This is a genomic window from Gloeotrichia echinulata CP02 (assembly GCA_038087035.1).
In the GTDB taxonomy this organism is placed as follows: domain Bacteria; phylum Cyanobacteriota; class Cyanobacteriia; order Cyanobacteriales; family Nostocaceae; genus Gloeotrichia; species Gloeotrichia echinulata.
This window is the reverse complement of sequence record CP051187.1, coordinates 4,169,180-4,185,039: the sequence shown is the minus strand read 5'-3', so window position 1 is coordinate 4,185,039 and position 15,860 is coordinate 4,169,180. Positions and strand designations below refer to the sequence as shown.

Here is a 15,860-nt window from a genome sequence, read left to right as displayed (position 1 = left end):
TTTTTTCACAAATTTTGGGGGTTTAATTCCCCATTGCGAATTACGAATTAGCAATTAGCTACCTTCACCGATAGCTATGAAATTAAAACCAGAATTTTCTTTTCTCACTTCCAGTTTTGCAGCAACATCTGTGGATTGTTGTTTGACTTCCAAATCCCAGATGGTAATTTGCGCCTTGTTTAGGTCTACGTCCTTCACAACAATTTGATTATCAGCCCCCCAATTCTTGAGAGTAGCAACTACAGAAGGAGGGGTAACAAAAGATTGTGAAAAAGTAATTGTATATAATCCTGGTTCTGCTAATTGAACTTCAAATCCTTCCCCTCCCTGCTTTGTTCCATCTTCGCCAACTGTTCCGTAGATGATTTTTTGTGCCATATTTTCCTCACTTTGGTTATTTTGTGATTTTTGTGTACAGCATACATAGCTAAAGGCCTAGAGGTAACTGTTCCAAATTAACAAGAGTCCAGAGTCAATTAGGGGCTTACACCCTCACTATTTTACAGTCAGCGAGAAGCCCACACTCACCCTGAAAGGGGTCTGTAGCAGTATGTCACGGAATACCTAAAAATAAATTATCCAATATTTCTTCAGATGTGTACCCGTAGTGTTAAATAAATTAGGCAAATCATGAGATAATTTCGTTGTATTGCTATATTACCTATCTCCACTCTTTAATCAGTCCTGAAAAACTAGAAGTACACAAAATGCCTCTAAAGATCGTCCACAACTTTGATGGTAGTTTCACTCTCGAACCTCAAGCTCAAGAAACTCTATTCAAATTATTGACGAATGAAAGTTTCTTAAAGCAAATTTCCCAACAGTTACAAAGTGAACAAGTTGAATTTACAGAATTACTTTTTCAGCCAGTTCCCTATAGCTTAAGCACCCCAAAAGGAATGCCAGCAGAATGTGAAAAATATCACGAATCTGATGAGTATGCCATCATCAACGTACCGCCGAACTTCATGTTTAATGCGAAAATTTTCCAACCTAGTCGGCTATGTGCCATCTATAAAAAAAATAAAAATAGTCAGTTATCAGTTAATTAAAATGGTGAATTTAAGTTATGACTACTGAAACCAATATTCCGGCTTTGATAAATTTAGAATACATTTCTTACATTGATGATAGCGGTCAAATACCCGAACATTTTCAAGGTAAAATTGGTGCTTATGCAATTTTTGATTCCGAAAAAGTGCTGCAATTTGTCGGTTATTCCCGCGATGTCTATCTCAGCCTCAAGCAGCATTTAGTTCGACAGCCACAGGAATGTTATTGGGTGAAAGTTAAAACCATTGAACGTCCTAGTCGCGCAGTTTTAGAAGATATTGAAAAAGCTTGGATTGCTGAAAATGGTAGTTTACCTTTGGGAAATGGCGAAAACAAGATAAAATGGACAAATCCTATCGATATTAAAACATTAATGACGCCTGAAGAACAGGCTAATTATCAAAGTCCAGTTAATGATGAATTGGCGCAAATGAAAATATTGAAAAATGTAGCCCGGCGAGTTGAAGCTGAAATTTTAGCCGTGTTAGAAACGCGGGGTTTGCAAATGCAGGTGCGCTTTAATCCGAAATTAAAAGAAGAGGGATTACTTGATTTGAAATAGAGTCCTGATCCAATACGGTTCGGTTAAGCCCAAAATTCCGCCCTGCAATAAATTGATTGCTCATAGCTAAAGTAGGGGTTCTAGGCGTTGCGCCCCTACAAACCTTAGTGAGGATAGGTAAATGACAATACTTAATCTCCTATAAATCCTAAGCAAAATCAAGTATAAAAAACTTATAATATTACGGTTCTTGCGTACTTAACGTGCTAAATTTTTAATTACAGTCGATAACTTTGTTTTAAAATCAAGGCTTACAGGCGCTTATAGCCAAAATTTTAATCATCAGACCTAAAAGGCAGTAAATAATGGCTGTCATCTTATCCCAGCAAGGAGTTCAAGCTTATTTTTCAACATATTTAGCACGCTAAGTACGCAAGAACCATATGGGTAGGAGCTATGCAGAAATCCGCCCTAATTTGCGCGGTCTGTTTTTGGATGGGTATATTATCTTTTACAGAGTTTTGGATGATGGTATTGAAATTCTTCGTGTAGTCAATGGTCGCCGAGATTTACCATCTATATTTGAAGACTAAGAGACCTAATCTGAGAAAAAATTTTTTATTTCCGTCGAACTCACATTAATCAATGTTTATCTTTGGTTAAAAATTATTCATCCTAATTTTTGCAACATAGCCGACATCAATTATTATCCAATACAGTTCAGTTAAGAAAATTGTCGTAGGGGCACGGCACGAATAAAATTGTCATTACAAGCAAAAATTTTGGATGCCGTGCCCCTACAGTGTATATCATTCGAGCCTAACTGAACTGTATTGAATTATTATCTACAAGCGCAGCCCAAACAACGGGATACATCCCATCTCTACCACGTCAGAAAATCTGATGTACATTTGTAAAGGGCGATCGCTTGTAATCCTGTCATGAAAACAACACTGCTGAACAATCGCTATCAAGTTACACAGGTAATCGGTGCAGGTGGGTTTGGCGAAACCTTTCTGGCAGAAGATACCCATATGCCTTCTCGCCGTTCTTGTGTCATCAAGCAACTCAAACCAATTACCAACGACCCGCAAACCTACAACTTTATTCAAAAGCGGTTTGAACGCGAAGCAGCCACTTTAGAGAATCTAGGCAAAAGTAGTGACCAAATTCCTGAACTTTACGCGTACTTTTCTGAAAATGGGCAATTTTATCTAGTCCAGGAATGGATTCATGGTCAAACCCTTAGACAGTTTGTCCAAGACCAAGGATATCAAAGCGAAACTGCTGTCCGCCAAATTCTCGTCAGATTGCTGTCAGTCTTGGAATATATCCACAGTAAAGGCATTATTCACCGAGATATTAAACCTGATAATATTATTATTCGCTCCATTGATGGCAAACCAGTTTTAATTGACTTTGGTGCAGTCAAGGAAACCATTCGTTCAGTGGTAAGTACTTCTGGATACCATACACAATCAATGGTGATTGGTACGCCTGGATATATGCCCAGCGAACAAGCCCTAGGACGCCCAGTTTATGCCACAGACATCTACAGCTTGGCTTTGACTGCGATCTATCTGTTGACTGGTAAACACCCGCAAGAACTAGAAACTCACCAGCAAACTGGAGAAATACTTTGGCAGCATTATGCGCCTAACATCTCTCGCAATTTGGCAATGGTACTCACTCAAGCCATTAAACCCCATGCGAGCGATCGCTACACTACTGCCAGTAAAATGCTATATGCCTTGCAGTCCGCCAGCCATGTATCACAAAACACAGTCACCATCCCTCCCACGACCGCACCATCCCAGCCAAAAACCGAACCATTGGCTCCACGGCAAATCATTCCTCCAAGAAACTGGCAAAAGCCAGCTGGGATTTTCGGCAGTTTACTCGTAGGTGGCTTGATTGGCGCCGTAGCCATTTCTAGCATCACTCGCCAGCCAACCCCCGAAACACCCATTACCACAAATTCCAGTCCCTCACCAGAATCTTTCAGCGCCAGTTCTGAACCTGTTGATACCCCCATTCCTGCCCAACCGTCCCCAATTGTCATTGCACCAACTTCACCACCACCAACTCTGCGAGTAATTCCTGCACCTTTGCCCATTTCACGTCCCCCAGTCAACCCGAACCCCCCTGTAGTATCCACACCACAGCCAACAACTGAGCCAGTAATTTCTGATACTCCTACGCCAATAGCAACATTAGCGCCACAACCAAAAATAGAGAGTCCCCAGCCTACTGTTCCTAAACCAGAGGTAACTGTAGCACCACAGACTCAGCCGCGTAAATTAGTTAGTAATAGTATTAAGCAGAACATTCCCGCATTTCCTACAGGTACATCAAGAAACCGTGTAGAAGCTGTTCTCGGCAAGCCAAAAAGAGATTTAAAAGGCCTTTGGCCCAATACCCGTGCTGTTACTTATAGAGTAGTACCAAACCAAATAGACCTTGGTTACCTATTTGATCGTGACAGTGGAGCGCTGCGCCAAACCGAGGCAGCTTTTGCCCAATCAGTAGATCCGCAGGTAATGCAGGACACGTTGAAGGGATTATTAGGCGGTAAAGCTACGGAAGACATTAAGCAGGGACTACAACAGATACAACAGCGTCAAACCGATAATTTTACTTTTACCAAAGGTTCAGTCAAGGGACAGATTGTCCGTCAACAATGTGATTTTATTTACATTAGTATTTGGGATGCGGATTTACACGATTTCGTGAATCCCTCTGACGCTAAACAGTGTTGAAATGGGGATTGGGGATTGGGGATTGGGGATTGGGGATTGGGGATTGAGCATTGGGAAAATTACTTCCTCATCTCTCCATGCCCCATGCCCCATGCCCCAGCCTACTTGATAGTTACCTTACCGCCAGCTTCTTCGATCCGCTTCTTAGCGTCTTCAGCAGCATCTTTAGCGATCGCTTCCTTAACTGCTTTAGGCGCAGCTTCTACCAAGTCTTTTGCTTCTTTGAGACCTAAACCTGTGATTTCCCGTACAATCTTCAGCACAGCAATCTTCTTATCGGCTGGTACTGATTCGAGAATTACGTCGAACTCGGTTTGTTCAACAACTTCTTCAGCCGGTGCAGCAGCACCAGGACCTGCCATCATCATCATGCCACCAACGGGTGCAGCAGCACTAACGCCAAAAGCTTCTTCGATTTGCTTAACTAATTCAGAAGCTTCGAGCAAAGTTAGAGATTTCAGTTGTTCGAGAATTTGATCGGTTGCAGTAGACATTGATATAACTCCTTTGATTTGTCACTTGTCATTTGTCAGTTGTCAGTTGTCAGTTGTTATTTTTTTTTCACTGACGACTAATAACTAATAACTAGGAAGCGCTATCAGCGCTGTCAGCACTTTCAGCACTATCGCCCTTGTCTTTATCCGCCACAGCTTGCAAAGACCGAGCCAGAGAACCAGGAACTTCGTTGATACCCACAGCAATCTTGGTAGCCAAGGCGTTGATCGCTCCAGCAATTTGCGCGATGAGTTGTTCCTTAGATGGTAAGTCTCCTAATGCCTTAACATCTGGCTCTTTGAGCAGGCGACCTTCCATAACGCCGCCACGAAGTTCTGTCTTCTTGGACGCTTTCTGGAAATCTTGATAAGCCTTAATAGCAGATGAGAAATCATCTTTGACTAACAAAAAGGCAGAAGAACCTTTGAGTAATTCTGACAGTGGCTGCCATTTTTCGTCATCTTGAATAGCAATCCCCATGAAAGTGTTTTTAGTCACTTTGCACACAGTGCCACTCGGACGTAGCCGCCGCCTTAAGTCAGTGATTTCGGCAACTGTTAGACCTTGGTAATCAATTACCAGTGCCAAAGTTGACTCACTTAAGGTTTCTTTTAGGTCAGCTACAATCTCTTTTTTGTTTTCTAGCGTTCTACCCATACTCGATTCACCTCCCAGGGCAAAATCATCGATTTTCCCAAACAACAAACCCCAGCTTTCTTCGCCGGGGTTTAGTAGTAAGACTGCTAATGCCATAGTGATCACACCATTACAGGTGGCACTTTCGGCAATTAGAGCTTCAACCTCGGCAGGATATTTAAGCTATTAGCTCCTGCTGTCTTTGGCTTTGCTTCTTGAATTTTGTCCTTTGTTAGTTGTCAGTTGTCAGTTGTCATTTGTCCTTTGTTAAAAAATAATGACCAATGACTAATGACCAATGACTAATGACCAATGACCAAAATTATGCTGCTTCACTCAGTTTCAAATCCCGTAGGGCGCTGATATCGACTTTAATCGATGGTCCCATTGTGGCAGACACGTAAAATGTGCGCCAATAACGACCTTTGGCTCCTGAAGGTCGGTTACGGTCTATTGTCTCTTGTAACGCCTTGAGGTTGACTAACAAATCTTCCGGCGTGAAGGTTGCCTTACCAAACATAACATGGACAATACCTGTTCGATCAGCCCGGAATTCTAATTTACCAGCTTTGAATTCGGCGATCGCACTTGCTAGGTCAAATGTCACTGTCCCACCTTTGGGCGATGGCATCAAACCACGAGGCCCTAGTAACTTACCCAGCTTTGCCACCTGTGGCATCACATCTGGTGTGGCAATCAGCTTGTCAAAGTCCATCATGCCCTTTTGAATTTGGTCAATCAGTTCTTCTGACCCAGCAATATCAGCCCCAGCATTGGTAGCTTCCGTTACTTTCTCACCTCGTGCAATTACTGCAACTCTAACGATTTGTCCTGTCCCTTTGGGCAGTGCTACCGTTGTCCGTAACTGCTGGTCTGTATACTTTGGATCAATCCCCAACCGAATATGTGCTTCTGCGGCTTCGGCGAATTTGGCTGTTGCTGTCTCTTTCAAAAGAGATAAAGCATCTAGGGGTGCATAGTCCCTATCTTCTACTTTTGCTTGCAGTCCCTGCAAGCGACGTGATACTTTCTTTCCCATTTTTCTCTCCTGGGGTTAATTACGAAGCTTCGCCTCTCCCCCGATAAGTTTAGTTATTTGTCCTTTGTCCTTTGTCATTTGTCATTTGTCCTTTGTCATTTGTTGTTTTTTGGTTTTAACCACTAACCAATGACCAATGACCAATGACCAATGACCAATTACCAATTACCAATGACCAATGACTAATGACTAATCAGCTACTGTTACACCCATATTTTTAGCAGTACCTGCCACAATCTTCATTGCCGCATCGATATCATTGGCATTGAGGTCAGGAAGTTTAGTTTGGGCTATTTCTCGCAATTGCGCTGTCGTAATCTTCCCAACTTTCTTTTTGTTGGGTTCATTCGAGCCGCGTTCAATTTTCGCCGCCTTGCGAATCAATACTGATGCTGGTGGGGTTTTGAGTACAAATGTAAAACTCCGGTCTTCATAAACCGAAATTTCTACTGGTATTACCATCCCAGCTTGATCTGCTGTTTTGGCGTTGTACTCTTTGCAGAACATCATGATGTTGACGCCATGTTGACCCAAAGCAGGACCAACTGGCGGTGCTGGGTTGGCTTTACCAGCATTCAGGGCCAGTTTAATGACCGCTACGACTTTTTTCGCCATTGTCTATTAGCTCTGTTTCTCTACCTGATTAAATTCCAACTCTACTGGTGTATCCCGTCCAAAAATCGAGAGCAAAGCTTTAAGTTTACTCCGTTCTGGACTGACTTCAATCACCTCGCCTTCAAAGTCTTTAAACGGACCTGAAAGCACCATGATCTTATCACCAGCCACCATATCAATTTTGAGAACTGGCTCCTGTTCACTGGTTTGTTTGAAAATGCGTTCTACTTCTGAATGACCCAGAGGTACTGGTTTAACGTGACCGCGACCTTTGCCGGTGCCACGTTTTTGTTCTGCTCCCACAAAATTAATTACATGGGAGGTATTTCGCACTACCTGCCAGGTATCATCATTCAGGATCATCCGCACTAGCACATAACCAGGGAAAACCTTTTCTTCTGTATGCTGGCGACTACCATCCTTGCGGATTTTCATCGCTGGCGTGTGTGGAATTTCTACCTGGATGATTCTGTCAGCGACATCGAAGGTTTGAATGCGCTGCTCTAAGTTTGTCTTCACACGCTTTTCACAGCCAGAGGCTACTTGCACCGCATACCACCGTGCTTCTTTGAGTGCTGCTTCTGTGCTTTCCTCTGACTCCAACATCGAGTTACGCGGTTCATCTGTTGCAAAAGTCATCAGAACACCTGTTTTGCTGCCCAAGCAAACAATCCATCGACCAAATATATCAAAGATGCGGAGAGTGTCACCATTAACAACACCGCTGCTGATTCACTCACCAGCTGCTGACGACTAGGCCAAACAACTTTATCAAGTTCTTCTTTAGTTCCCTGGAAGAAGTTGTTCAAGCTAAACCCATTTGTGTTCTCTGGGATTTCCGCTGCATTTTTTTTGGCCACGGCCGTTTATCCCCCTGTTCTTTCTACAGCTAAACTAAATGCTGCTAATTTTTATCCAGGTTTACAGCTTGAGTACCAATTTGAGATTTGAGATTTGAGATTTGAGATTTTTACACCGCCCAGGGATTTTCAATTGTGAGAGTTTCTTTATTCAATCCACAATTTAGGGGTTAGTTCCCGTTACATAAGACCTATTCATAACTACTCACAAATAGATAAATCTACTCATGTTATGTAGTTTGATGCTTACTTCCCGCTACCCTCCGGGAACGCTAAGAGCGAACATTCTGGCAACGTCGGCGTTAACCAGTCCACAGGCTAAAACTGTCTAACTGACAGCTTGACTCAAATTGATTGCTGCGTTTAAATCTCGGTCAATCATCAAGCCGCAGTTACCGCATTCAAACACTCGCTCATTCAAGGTGAGTGTTTCTTTTTTGGTTCCACAATGAGAGCAGGTTTTGCTGTATGGGAACCATCGGTCAACCACTACAAGCTTTGAACCATATTACCAGCTTTTCAATTAATTGCATCAGTGTATCTTGTTGACCAACTCATTGCATCTCCCCCCGAAAATGAGTAGCAATGAGTAGAGGTGAGCATAAATTAAGTTACAGTTACTAACCCCTTGCGGGTGGTGTCAATCTAAAATCCGGGTATCGTGAATCCAAAATCGGTTAACTCATATCCCACGTACATGGGAGCATCAAAGCTGACAAACAAATATACCCGAAATCATCAGCACTAGCTGCTATGTTAGCAGATGTGTTCTTGTTTCGGGCTTTGTTTTTGCTTTTGAGCGCGCCCTGGAGGACTTGAACCCCCGACATCAGGTTTTGGAGACCTGCGTTCTACCAACTGAACTAAGAGCGCACAAACTGTCTTGGATTCAGTGATTGCGCTGAACTTTTTTTAGTTTAACGCAATTGCAGTTTTTATTCTAGCTTAATTTTCTCCAGGAAACAAGTCAGCGGCAAATGCCGCTTTCTAATTTTTCTCGCTGCATACAAAGATCAGCGAATTATAAAGGACGGTCAAACCGTTGTTTGATCCGAGTCGCTTTACCAACGCGCTGACGGAGATAATAAAGTTTAGCACGCCGTACCTTACCACGACGCAATACTTTGATGTTGTCAATGCGGGGTGAATGCAATAAAAACACCCGTTCGACGCCGACGCCTTGAAATACCCGCCGCACTGTAATTGTTTCGTTAATGCCGCCATTACGTTTAGCAATCACTACGCCTTCGTATGGTTGTACGCGGTATTTATCGCCTTCTTTGATTTTGACACCGACTTTGACTGTATCGCCCACATAGATGTCGGGCAGATTCGACTTTAGCTGTTCCGCCTCAATTGCGCGGATGATTTCTTGAGCGCTCATAGCCTGTCTGGTTTAAAAAACTCACGATCATTAATCATAAATCTATCACTGTCTCGTAGTCTAGTAATTTGAAAATGTTGTTTTTTCTGTAACCTATCATACAAATGCCTAATTGTTGACGGTTGACTCTTAGCCGAGTCCAACCCATCATCGGCGGCGTAACCAGGTTATAAATGGTGTAATCATTAACATTTTTTGTGCTTGCTCATGCCTACTTACACAGCAGTTATGAACGGCAAAAAGCGCTAATAAGTTGATTTTATCGATAGATAAAGATGTTTTTTGCAGAAATTTTATTTATATCGGTCTGAGATTTATGAAGTTTAGTGTCGTTATTAGCACCTATAATCGGTTAGACTTGCTGCGACGAGCAATTGACTCAGTTCTCAACCAGACGATGAAGTGTGAGGTCGTGGTGGTTGATGACTGTTCCTCTGATGAAACTGAAACCTATGTCAAAAGTTTAGGTAACTCCGTGGTTTACCATCGTCATCAGGTTAACAAAGGTCATGCAGCTACCGTGAATGCTGGAGTTGAAACAGCTACTGGCGACTGGATTAAGTTTTTGGACGATGACGACTACCTAGCACCCAATTGTCTAGAAGAAATGGCCAGGGCGATCGCACTTCATTCTAACGCTGTTATTTGCTCTTGTGTTGCGGCGCAGGTGGATAGTCATGAAGTCGAAATCAGCCGTACCCCGCAATTTGGCCCTGGGTTAGCCTTTTATATTCCACAGGCAGATATTCACTACGGTATGCTCTTAGAGCTTGTACCCTTTGGTACTCCTGCTCAAGTAGCTTGTAGCCGTAAGACTTTCTTGGAAACTGGTGGTTGGGATTCCCAACTGGATGCTAATTGTGATGATATTGACTCTTGGATTCGGATTGCTCAATTTGGTGATGCTATTTTTCTCAATCAATGTCTTGCCTACCGCACAATTTGGGCTGGTGCTTATAATTATAAGTTTTCCCCGACTCGGCGGCTCAATATGAATATTTTGATGAAGGAGAAGATTTACGCCTTGGTGAATCAAAAGCACCGCTCTCACATGCCTAGCTTAGAAAATATCAGACTTTACGTAAAATTACACTGGTCTATAGTGGCACTGAAGCAAGGTAGGCTAAAGAATTTTTCGGCTATGGTATATCCAGCTATGTTTTCTGTGGTGGCTTGGTGGATACTGCTGAGTGCTATTTTGTCTCGCCGCATCAACCGTCGCCATGCTGGTATTCAAAAATTTGTGTTGATCAAAGGGATTGGGGATTGGGAATTGGGGATTGCGGAAGAAATAGGCGGTTAGGGACTGAAAATTCCCAAAAACTCCGGCTTTTTGACACTCTGCGGTCTGCTCGCCCTTGGCGTCTCCCCGAGTGAGAAGACACGCAGATTCTTTAAGACTTGCTTAAAAGGGATAGTCAAATATCCCCCTAGACGCTCAAAACAATTACCAATAACACAGGTATTGCAATTGCGCAAAATTTTCTTTTTTTTGTTTTCCGAGTCCATCACAACGCCAGTTAGGTACGCTCCATGTTTTCCCATTACTTGTTTACCCAGAGTCGCAACTTGTGCTCTTGCGAGGTAAATTAGGGGTTACTCCTTACAAAACACTTCAACACGTAGATGGTTATTCCTACTCACAATTTGATTATATCATTTTCCACGCTTGTTAAAACCAACCGTGGCGTGTTTCCTCCACGCATCTATTGCCAAGTGGCTTCCACACGACCCGTGATGTTTTTGTGAATATTTTCTTTCGGTCTTAGCACCCTTAGCTAAACCTTTTGTGCCATACACCCAGTCGGCTTAACACTGGTTTCACCCAACCCCAAGCCAGAAAATCGTGCAGTAGTGTATAAAAACAGGGGATGATAAATAGTGTCAGCAATGTTGCTAAGGACAAACCTGAAAATACTACTATACCCAATGGTTGGAGAAATTCTGCGCCTTCGCCAATGCCCAAGGCTAGGGGAAACATCCCTAAAACTGTGGTAATTGTAGTCATTAACACTGGACGTAGGCGTTGTGGTGCTGCTTGCAAAATCGCTGTTTTGCGGTCAACTTTGTCCCCTTCGCGAATTTGATTTGCCAGTTCTATCATGATGATGGCATTGTTAACTACAATACCTACTAATAAAACAGCACCAACGATTACTGTTGCCCCAATGGCACTTTTGGTGATGTAAAGACCGAAAATACCCCCAGCTAATGCTAAGGGAATTGTCAACATAATTACCAATGGGTCAATGAGGGAGTTATATTGTACTGCCATGACCACAAAAACTAAAAAGGTAGCTAATCCTCCTAAAAGCTGCAGTGAATTTTGCAATTGTTGATTAGATTCCAGTGCTGAACTGGGGAGAATCGTGACACCTGCGGGTAGCTCTAGACTATTTAGCACGCTATTGACTTGTGCTAGGGCATCACTGAGACTGGCTCCCTCACTTAAGTTACCAGCAATTAAAAAAACCTGACGCTGATTAATTCGCTGAACTTCTCCCGGTGCTTGGGCTTCGACGATTGTGGCGACATCGCTTAAGCGGACTTGGCGATTGTTGTCTACAAACAATGGTAATCTTTGCAATTGGGATGGGGCTTGGACTGATGTTTCGTTCAATTTTACCCGGACATCCACCAAACGGTTATCACGTTGTAGCTGGGTTGGGATACTACCTGCGATCGCTGTTTGAATGGTTTCGCCAATATCTTTAGTATTCAACCCTAAAGCTGCAACCCGCTCCCAGTCTGGACGAATCTGAATTTCCGGTTGACGAGCATCTGCATCGGGACGGAATCTGACTAGGGTAGCTTGCTCTTCTAAGGCTGCTAATACTTGACGACCTGCTTGTTCTAAGGTATAATCTTCATTTCCCTGCAGGATAATGTCAACATCAGCATTGCGTACAGGGGAATTATTGAGAATTAAACCCCGCACTTGACCAGGAGCAAGCCTTAGCCGAATTCCTGCTAAATTGAGCCGGTTAAATTTTGGCGTGACTCGTTCAATATAAGCTTCCACATCTGTTCCCGGTTTCAGGGTAATGGTGCTAGAACTTCTGAGGGGATTTGCATTGGTATTCGTTCCAAATAAGGAACCACCAACGGTAGAAAAAATATATTCTGTGTCTGGTTGCTTGCGGAGAATGTCATCCACCGCCTTCATAACTTTTTGGTTAGTTTCTAGGGGTGTACCGGGAGGAAACTGGGCAATTAAGTTAGCTTGTCCGGTGTTAATTCGGGGCAAAATTTCTTGGGGTATTTGGGGTGCCATCCACCAACTTGCGCCGCCGAGTAGGATAATGGCGATCGCAATGACGATGAGCCTGTGGCTTACTACCCAACTTAAATTGCGAGCATAGCCCTGTGTCGCTGCCGCAAAACTGGAATTAAACTGGCGCAATAGCCAAAACCGATTAATCCGACTTGACCATTTAATAGCAAATAGCCGGGAAGCTAGCATTGGTACGATGGTAAGTGCTACCAATAAGGAAGCTGCAACGGCAAAACTAATGGTCAAAATTAGCTCATTAAATAGCAGCGAAATAAAGCCACCGATGAGCAAAAATGGCAACACAGAGATTAAATTGGCAGCAGTGGAAGCAATTAGCGACGATTCTACCTCTTGGGAAGATGAAATCGCTGTGGCTATCATCCTTTCTGGTGTTAACTGAGTTTGGGCATCTTTACCAAAATTCATCCCCGCCCTCACAGCCATGTTCTCTAAAATCACGACTGAAGTATCAATTGCTTGTCCAATTCCCAGCGCTAACCCGCCTAAACTAAAAATATTTAAGGACAAGTTAAACTGCTTCATCAAAATTATTGCCGCTAGGGTACATAAGGGAATGGCCAAAGAAATAATAAATGCTTGTCGCAGCGAACCGAGAAACAACAATACTGCTGCTGCTGCTAATAATGCTCCTGAAATAGCAGCATTGGTCAAATCAGCTAAGGAATTGCGAATAAACCGCGACTCATCCAAGGTAGGTGTGAGAACTGTCCCATCAGGAAATACACCAGATTTTTTCAGTTCTTGTATACGCTTTTTTACACCATCCACTACAGTCACTGTATTCGCATCTGGCTGCTTTTGGATGCTGACTTTAACTGCTTCTTGCCCATTGAGCAAGACATACACCCGTTGTTTTTCTGCACCATCAATGACTTGGGCAAAATCCCGCAAGTAGACACGGGGACTGGGGACAAGGGACTGGGGACGGGGAACCGTAAAAGACAGGTTGCTGATTTCATCAGCATTTTGGAATCGTCCCACAGTACGGGTTAAAGGCTCAGAATTCTGCCCCAAAATCCGACCACCCGAAATATCTTGGTTGCGGTCTCTCAGGTCATCGAGAACATCGGTCAAACCCACACCCAAAGCTTGTAAGCGATCCAAATCAATATTCACCCTGACTTCTTCTTTCACTCCTCCCGATACCGCTACCCCTGCGACTCCGGGGACTACACCTAGTTCGCGGGCTAGTTCTTCTTCAGCAAAAACCCGCAAATCAACGCCTGTTAATGAGGGCGAAGTTAATGCTAATTCGTAAACAGGTAACTGGGAAGGATCGACTTTGAATAGGCGCGGTGTTTCAATGGTGTCTGGTAAATTACCTCTGGCTCTGTTAAAGGCAGCTGTAGCATCGTTAAGGGCTTGGTCAATATTGCCTCCAGGTTGGAAGTATAAATCCAAACTTACCTGTCCTTCACGGGTTTGCGAAAAAACCTGTAGTACCCCTTCGGTGGCAGCAAAGGCTTCTTCTAATGGCTTGGTGACTTCATCTACTGCTACTTCTGGCGAGACTCCGGGCGCTTGTATCCGCACGCCAATTCTGGGATAGGTAATTGAAGGGAGTAAATCTACTGGCAGTCTTATGATAAAGAATATACCCAAGACCAACACGGCTAGAGTGAGCATGAGTGTGCCGATGTGTTGGCGAATTGAGATCGCACTGAGACTAAAGCTGTTTGTCATTTGTTATTGCCTTTCGACTGTGGTTTCTCGGAAAGAATCGACAGGCGCACGGCGTCTCCATCTTTTAACGGCTTACCGCTGCGGACTACATAGCGCTCTCCTGGTTCCAAGCCGGTGATAATTTCTACTCGGCTATCGGCTCTTTTGCCTAGGACAACAGCACGGGCTATCACTTTGGTTTTACCTGCTGCTTCTGTGACTACAAATACTTTGCCATTCTGATTTTCTTTTTCTGTCTGGGATTGCTTCTCGCCTCTAGCCCCTTGTGTTTGCTGAATAGCTGTTTGCGGTATGATGACTTGTGGTCGTGACTGGGTTTGAAAATTGACACGCCCTAGCAGTCCGCTGCCAATTTTGGCTTGAATGTTGGGAATTACTACCTCTATCGGCACTAGACGGGCGGTTGCATCAGCTACTGGGGAAATGCGCGTCACTCTCCCAATTAATGTTTGTTGGGGGAAGGCATCTAAGCGTACTTGTACAGACTGTCCCACTTGAATGTTTGCTAGTTCTAATTCGGAAACTTGGACGACAACTTTGACACGGCTGAAGTCGGCAATTTTTAAGACTTCATTACCTGCTTGCAAAAGATTGCCCGGTTCTGTTACCTTTTCTGTAATCACGCCTGTAATCGGCGATGTTAGCCGAGTGTAAGAACGGCGTTCTTTAGCTTGGGCTACCGCTGCTTGTTGGACTAATACTCTTCCTTGGGCGGCGGCGACAGCTTGCTGTTCTGTACGCACTTGCTCTGTAGCCGCTCGCAGCACTTGGATTGATGTTTGGACTTTAGTCTGTGCTTGTTCGGCGGCTTGTGCGGCGATCGCTCCCTCTTTGAGTAGTTTCTGCTGGCGTTGTGAGTCTGCTTGGGCTTGGACAACTTCTAGCCGTCTTTGTTCTACCTCAGCGCGGGCATTACTAACTTGATTTGTCGCCTTTGCTACTTCAGATTTGCGGGCTGCTAGTTCGGCTTCTGCTTGCTTTAATGCGGTTAATAACAGGGCATCATCTAACTGTCCGACGTTTTGCCCTTGTGTAACGGTATCTCCCACATCTAGATTCAAGCTCAATAGTCGCCCTTCAGCTTGCGATCGCAGTGACACGGTGCGAAATGCTGTGGTCGTACCTATATAATCTGGTTGTTGGCGCAGTAACTCACTACGGGCGATCGCTACATCTACAGGTGTTGCACGATCACCACCGCCCCCACTACCACGCCGTTGGGATTGCGCGTCAGCTGATTCCTTCGGTAGTGATCCACAACTGGCTGTCAGTAGTCCTAACCCTAGCCAAGACGCAACTAACAATATAGATAGGGTTGAAGCTTTACGCCCATCGCCTAAGTCTTTTTGCTGTAACTGGATGTTAATTACCTGGCTTGGGACTGTGGCATCTGGCAATTTTACCTGTTTTTGCAGCATTTTTACGTCCGAAATCATTTATTTTCCTTTTATAGGGGAGTTTTTGGTCTCAAACAGCCGTGTATTACCAAGTAATGCCGATAGATTCTAATCAGGTGAACAGGCGCTGAGTTTTCACGCT

Annotated in this window: 16 protein-coding genes, 1 tRNA gene and 1 other annotated feature; of the genes, 5 read left to right on the top strand and 12 right to left on the bottom strand. The window is 43.9% G+C overall.

All coding sequences use genetic code 11. The features are described 5' to 3' along the window. Positions 1-54: 54 nt before the first annotated feature. Positions 55-378, bottom strand: a complete 324-nt coding sequence (locus HEQ19_18490; GenBank protein WYM01181.1) for a hypothetical protein — start codon at positions 376-378, stop codon at positions 55-57. A gap of 329 nt (positions 379-707) precedes the next feature. Between HEQ19_18490 and HEQ19_18485 the strand changes: the two genes are divergently transcribed. From HEQ19_18485 to HEQ19_18470, 4 genes are all read left to right on the top strand, one after another. Beyond that, on the top strand, positions 708-1,052 hold the full coding sequence (locus tag HEQ19_18485) for a hypothetical protein (GenBank protein WYM01180.1): 345 nt from the start codon (positions 708-710) through the stop codon (positions 1,050-1,052). A gap of 17 nt (positions 1,053-1,069) precedes the next feature. Next, complete coding sequence (locus tag HEQ19_18480) at positions 1,070-1,615, top strand: GIY-YIG nuclease family protein (GenBank protein ID WYM01179.1); 546 nt, start codon at positions 1,070-1,072, stop codon at positions 1,613-1,615. Positions 1,616-1,998: 383 nt separating this feature from the next. Then, entirely contained in the window at positions 1,999-2,148 is a 150-nt protein-coding gene (locus HEQ19_18475) for a type II toxin-antitoxin system RelE/ParE family toxin (protein ID WYM01178.1), read from the top strand. A 348-nt stretch (positions 2,149-2,496) separates the two neighbouring features. After that, the gene (locus HEQ19_18470) at positions 2,497-4,314 is read left to right on the top strand and encodes a protein kinase (GenBank protein WYM01177.1); all 1,818 of its coding nucleotides are present in this window, start codon (positions 2,497-2,499) and stop codon (positions 4,312-4,314) included. Between the two features lie 101 nt (positions 4,315-4,415). Here the strand turns inward: HEQ19_18470 and rplL are convergent, their stop codons facing one another. The 9 genes from rplL to rplS all read right to left on the bottom strand — a co-directional run bounded on the left by rplL (position 4,416) and on the right by rplS (position 9,343). Beyond that, positions 4,416-4,808, bottom strand: a complete 393-nt coding sequence (gene rplL / locus HEQ19_18465) for a 50S ribosomal protein L7/L12 (GenBank protein ID WYM01176.1) — start codon at positions 4,806-4,808, stop codon at positions 4,416-4,418. Positions 4,809-4,899: 91 nt separating this feature from the next. Beyond that, complete coding sequence (gene rplJ / locus HEQ19_18460) at positions 4,900-5,466, bottom strand: 50S ribosomal protein L10 (protein WYM03495.1); 567 nt, start codon at positions 5,464-5,466, stop codon at positions 4,900-4,902. 34 nt (positions 5,467-5,500) lie between these two features. Further along, positions 5,501-5,669, bottom strand: a sequence feature (ribosomal protein L10 leader region). A gap of 98 nt (positions 5,670-5,767) precedes the next feature. Next, complete coding sequence (rplA, locus tag HEQ19_18455; GenBank protein ID WYM01175.1) at positions 5,768-6,484, bottom strand: 50S ribosomal protein L1; 717 nt, start codon at positions 6,482-6,484, stop codon at positions 5,768-5,770. Positions 6,485-6,673: 189 nt separating this feature from the next. Then, positions 6,674-7,099 carry a 50S ribosomal protein L11 gene (gene rplK / locus HEQ19_18450; protein WYM01174.1) on the bottom strand — a complete coding sequence of 142 codons (426 nt, stop codon included), beginning with the start codon at positions 7,097-7,099 and terminating at the stop codon, positions 6,674-6,676. Between the two features lie 6 nt (positions 7,100-7,105). Next, entirely contained in the window at positions 7,106-7,738 is a 633-nt protein-coding gene (gene nusG, locus HEQ19_18445; GenBank protein WYM01173.1) for a transcription termination/antitermination protein NusG, read from the bottom strand. Beyond that, entirely contained in the window at positions 7,738-7,959 is a 222-nt protein-coding gene (gene secE / locus HEQ19_18440; protein WYM01172.1) for a preprotein translocase subunit SecE, read from the bottom strand. The genes nusG and secE overlap by 1 nt, the downstream gene beginning before the upstream one ends. Positions 7,960-8,287: 328 nt before the next feature. Further along, positions 8,288-8,449 (bottom strand): transposase, encoded by a 162-nt coding sequence (locus HEQ19_18435; protein ID WZI66956.1) that lies wholly within the window; start codon positions 8,447-8,449, stop codon positions 8,288-8,290. 310 nt (positions 8,450-8,759) lie between these two features. Continuing rightward, positions 8,760-8,832 (bottom strand) — tRNA-Trp (locus HEQ19_18430). 148 nt (positions 8,833-8,980) lie between these two features. Next, complete coding sequence (gene rplS, locus HEQ19_18425; protein WYM01171.1) at positions 8,981-9,343, bottom strand: 50S ribosomal protein L19; 363 nt, start codon at positions 9,341-9,343, stop codon at positions 8,981-8,983. Positions 9,344-9,659: 316 nt separating this feature from the next. Between rplS and HEQ19_18420 the strand changes: the two genes are divergently transcribed. After that, positions 9,660-10,646, top strand: coding sequence for a glycosyltransferase family 2 protein (locus HEQ19_18420; protein ID WYM01170.1), 987 nt, complete (start codon positions 9,660-9,662; stop codon positions 10,644-10,646). Between the two features lie 471 nt (positions 10,647-11,117). Here the strand turns inward: HEQ19_18420 and HEQ19_18415 are convergent, their stop codons facing one another. Together HEQ19_18415 and HEQ19_18410 are read right to left on the bottom strand one after the other, a co-directional pair. Further along, entirely contained in the window at positions 11,118-14,321 is a 3,204-nt protein-coding gene (locus HEQ19_18415; protein ID WYM01169.1) for an efflux RND transporter permease subunit, read from the bottom strand. Then, positions 14,318-15,757: an efflux RND transporter periplasmic adaptor subunit gene (locus HEQ19_18410; protein WYM01168.1), complete on the bottom strand. Its 1,440-nt coding sequence runs from the start codon at positions 15,755-15,757 to the stop codon at positions 14,318-14,320. The genes HEQ19_18415 and HEQ19_18410 overlap by 4 nt, the downstream gene beginning before the upstream one ends. Positions 15,758-15,860 lie beyond the last annotated feature (103 nt).